Here is a 2,028-nt window from a genome sequence, read left to right as displayed (position 1 = left end):
CTCAACGAAGCCAGCGCGACGATCGTCGAGAAATATAGCGAAAGCGATCGTCCGTTCGAGAGCATGGGGGTTGTTGGGCATTGATGTGCGAGTGCAGGCTGGAGTCCGGCGATCGTTCAGGATCATTCTGGACCCTGCCCTTCGGCAGGGAACGCGGATTGTCGGGTATGAGACATGTGCGGAGCACAAAGTCCGGTTGACCGCTCGCCGCCTTTGCCGCACATTTGCTCCAAACCTAAACAGGAGCCCCTCATGATCAAGCTGCACCATCTCGGCTATTCCCGCTCGTCCCGTATCATCTGGCTCTGTGAAGAGGGCGGCATCGAATATGAGATGGTGACCTATCACCGCGATCCGAAGACCCGGCGGTCGCCGCCGGAACTGGCCGAAGCGCACCGGCTGGCCAAGGCGCCGACGGTCGAGGTCGACGGCCATGTGATGGTCGAATCCGGTGCGATTATCGAATATCTGATCGAGCGGCACAGCGATGGAGCGCTTGGCGTTGCGCCCGATCATCCGCAGCGGGCCAAATATCTCGAATGGCTGCATTTCGCCGAGGGCACGATGGGGATGAGCTTCATCATCACCGGGATTGCGCCGATGCTCGGCGGATTGCCCGACGTGCTGAACGGGTTTTTGCAGGCGGAAGTCGACAAGCTGCTCGACCATCTGGAGATCGAACTAGAGGGCAAGGATTTCCTTGTTGCCGACAAATTCACCGGCGCAGATATCAACCTGCATTATATGCTGGAAGGGCGGGCAGTACTGGGGCAGCTCGACGGCCGTCCGAATTGCGCCCGCTATTTCGAGGCGCTGGTCGCGCGACCGGGCTATCAGAAGACGGTGGAACTGGGTGGTCCGGTGTTGTTGCCTCGGCCTAGTTAGGTCAAATAGACCGATATAGCGCTGGCAAACAAAGCACCTTCGTCCGCCGCATGCTGAAAAAACAGCGACGGCTCGATCAGTTCCAGTTCCATCAGGCGGAAATTTCCTTCCGGATCGCGGAGCATGTCGACGCGGGTGTAGAGCAATGTTTCTATGCCCAAGATCTGCTCGGCGGCTTGGCAGGCCGATACTGCCAAACCCTGCGCGCCTTCGGGGCAGTCTGCGCCGGTTTCCGATCCGCCGAGAAATTCTTGGACGCGGAAATCACCGTCAGCAGGCCGCTTGAGGATGGCGTGGCTGAACGTGCCACCGAAATAGAAGAGCGAATATTCGCCTTCCTGCGCAATGGCTGGCTGGAAGGGCTGGATCAACATTGTCTTGCCCGCGATATCTTCGGGTAAAGGCTGGTCCTTCTGTAACCGGTAGGTGCCATCCGCCCCGCCGGAGATGGGCGGTTTGATCACCAGTTGATCGGTACAAAATTTTTGCGCGGCATCCGTTATATCATTCGTCGTCAATGCCGCGCTGATCATGGTCGGGACCACCGCTACCCCGGCCTTTTCCAACGCGAGCAGATAGGATTTGTCGCTGTTCCAGCGTAGCACCGACACCGGGTTGGCGATCTTTATCTGCTGCTGTTCCAGTTGATCGAGCAGCGCAAACCAGCGCGGGCAATCGCGCTGATAGCCCCACACCAGCAGCGGCAGAACCAGATCATATTCCGCCAGATCGCCGGGATCGGTCCAGTGGCGGAAGCTGATATCGTCGCCCAGCAGCCGTTGATAGGTAAGGCGCGGGGGGCCGAGATCCTCGAAATAATCGGGTGCGGCGGTCAATATACATATTTTTGGCAAGTTGCTGGCTTAGCCGACAGCGTCGCGCACGACAGCGGTGCTAGCTTCGCGCTGCATCTTCAACTCCGCCTTCAGTTTCGCCGGATCGCGGGCAAAGACAAAACCGAAACTCACCCCGCCTTCCTTGCCCAAGGTCGCGTGGTGCAGCTTGTGGGCCTGCACCAGCCGTTTGGCATAGCCGCCTCTCGGGACATATTTGAAGTAGCGCTGATGGACCAGTCCGTCGTGGATCAGGGTGTAGATGATGCCGTAGAACATTATGCCGAGTCCGATCCATGTCCCCGGCTCC

The 2,028-nt window shown here is 58.7% G+C and carries 2 protein-coding genes and 1 pseudogene; 1 reads left to right on the top strand and 2 read right to left on the bottom strand.

Annotated elements, in window-relative coordinates; genetic code table 11:
- Window positions 1–252 precede the first annotated feature (252 nt).
- The gene (locus WBM93_RS14440; protein WP_424432564.1) at window positions 253–885 is read left to right on the top strand and encodes a glutathione S-transferase family protein; all 633 of its coding nucleotides are present in this window, start codon (window positions 253–255) and stop codon (window positions 883–885) included.
- Here the strand turns inward: WBM93_RS14440 and WBM93_RS14435 are convergent.
- Both WBM93_RS14435 and WBM93_RS14430 read right to left on the bottom strand, forming a co-directional pair.
- The gene (locus WBM93_RS14435; RefSeq protein WP_424432563.1) at window positions 882–1,739 is read right to left on the bottom strand and encodes an ATP-grasp domain-containing protein; all 858 of its coding nucleotides are present in this window, start codon (window positions 1,737–1,739) and stop codon (window positions 882–884) included. The genes WBM93_RS14440 and WBM93_RS14435 overlap by 4 nt on opposite strands.
- A gap of 9 nt (window positions 1,740–1,748) precedes the next feature.
- Window positions 1,749–2,028: pseudogene (locus WBM93_RS14430) on the bottom strand (sterol desaturase family protein); the annotation flags it as partial.

This window comes from Parasphingorhabdus sp., assembly GCF_049667325.1.
In the GTDB taxonomy this organism is placed as follows: Bacteria; Pseudomonadota; Alphaproteobacteria; order Sphingomonadales; family Sphingomonadaceae; genus Parasphingorhabdus.
The sequence above is the reverse complement of the archived record's forward strand: the minus strand, read 5'-3'. Positions and strand labels throughout refer to the sequence as shown.